This is a genomic window from Pseudomonas sp. BP01 (assembly GCF_022760795.1).
Taxonomy (GTDB): domain Bacteria; phylum Pseudomonadota; class Gammaproteobacteria; order Pseudomonadales; family Pseudomonadaceae; genus Aquipseudomonas; species Aquipseudomonas putida_Q.
In genome coordinates this window covers 1-397 of record NZ_JAFBKA010000095.1, presented here as the reverse complement: position 1 = coordinate 397, position 397 = coordinate 1, and the positions used below count along the sequence as shown (strand labels likewise).

Here is a 397-nt window from a genome sequence, read left to right as displayed (position 1 = left end):
TCCGAGCACTGCCGCCACAAGATCTTCAACGCCAGCTGGACCATCGACGGCCAGGAGCAGGACCGCTCGCTGTTCCGGATGATCAAGAACACCCACCAGCAGACTCCGCAGCACACGCTCAGCGCGTACAGCGACAATGCCGCGGTGATCGAAGGCCATCCGGCCTCGCGCTATCGCCCCGATCCGGCCAGTGGCGAATACCGCCGCGAGCCGCAGGTGCCCAGCGCGTTCCAGATCAAGGTGGAAACGCACAACCATCCGACCGCGATCGCGCCGTTCCCGGGTGCCTCGACCGGTGCCGGTGGCGAGATCCGCGATGAGGGCGCGACCGGCCGTGGCGGCAAGCCGAAGGCGGGCCTGACCGGCTTCTCGGTCTCGCACCTGCGCATCCCCGAGC

1 pseudogene is annotated in these 397 nt (G+C 68.3%); it reads left to right on the top strand.

Annotated features, from left to right (window positions below):
* A pseudogene (locus tag JOY50_RS28630) lies at window positions 1-397 on the top strand (phosphoribosylformylglycinamidine synthase); the annotation flags it as partial.